Annotated in this window: 1 protein-coding gene; it reads right to left on the bottom strand. The window is 69.5% G+C overall.

Going from position 1 to position 1011, the window contains the following annotated elements:
- A protein-coding gene (locus tag ACLZOT_RS49670; protein WP_416975940.1) for an IS5 family transposase occupies positions 1 to 944 on the bottom strand; the annotation gives its coding sequence in 2 pieces (ribosomal slippage) (positions 1 to 513 and positions 516 to 944; 942 coding nt in all).
- Between the last annotated feature and the right edge of the window lie 67 nt (positions 945 to 1011).

Below are 1011 nucleotides of genomic sequence, written 5' to 3'. Positions count from 1 at the left end.
CTAGGTCGCTTCTGATGGCTCTTGGACGGTGTCGCGGAGCCAGATGACGATCGCGGTGACGGTGAGGGTGCCGTTGAAGATGTAGTCGCGTTTGTCGTAGCGGGTGGCCACGGCCCGGAACTGCTTCCATTTGTTCACGCACCGCTCGATGGCGTTGCGGCGGCGGTACTGGGCCCTGTCGAAGGCCGGGGGCCGGCCGCCCGCGCGCCCGCGGCGCCTGCGGTTAGCACGTTGATCGTCGGGCTGCGCGATGGTGGCTTTGATTCCGCGCCGTCGCAGGTAGACACGGTTGTCCCGGCTGGAGTACGCCTTGTCGCCGCGTACCCGGTCCGGTCGGCTGCGCGGCCGGCCCGGTCCGCGCCGCCGGATGCGCAAGCCGTCCAGCACCGGGGCGAACATCGGGCTGTCACCCCGCTGACCGGGCGAGGTCTTCCACGTCAGAGGCCGGGCCCGGTCGTCGGACAGCAGATGGACCTTGCTGGTCAGTCCGCCCCGCGAACGCCCCAACGCCTCGCGCCCATCTGCCTCCTCACGCACCCCGCCCCTTTTTGCGGGTGGTCGGCCGGAGGCTTGCGAGGCGCTCCTGCCGCATGCTGATGCGCCCGGCAGGACGTCGAGTCGATGTTCACGGCCCACTCCTGCCGCGACACCCGGCGGGAGTGGGCGCCGTCCGGATCGCCGGCGTCCGCCTCGATCTGCAGCTCTTCCAGGACGGCCTGCCAGGTGCCGTCGGCCGACCACCGGCGATGACGCTCATAGACGGTCTGCCACGGCCCGTACCGTTCCGGCAGGTCAGGCCAGGGCACCCCGGTCCGCGCCCTGAACAGCACCCCGTTGACCACCTTCCGGTGATCCGCCCACTGTCCGCCCGGCCTGCCATTACCCGGCAGAAGAGGCTCGATCTTCTGCCACTGCACATCCGTCAGTTCATGTCGCCGCACCATGCAAGGCAACTGCCCGGCCGGCCACGAGATCCACCCAGCCAACCAAGAGCCATCAGAAACGACCTAG

The sequence above is a fragment of the Streptomyces sp. 4F14 genome, assembly GCF_048159485.1.
In the GTDB taxonomy this organism is placed as follows: Bacteria; Actinomycetota; Actinomycetes; order Streptomycetales; family Streptomycetaceae; genus Streptomyces.
Note: the sequence above shows the minus strand (reverse complement) of the source record. Positions and strands in the feature narration are given on the sequence as shown.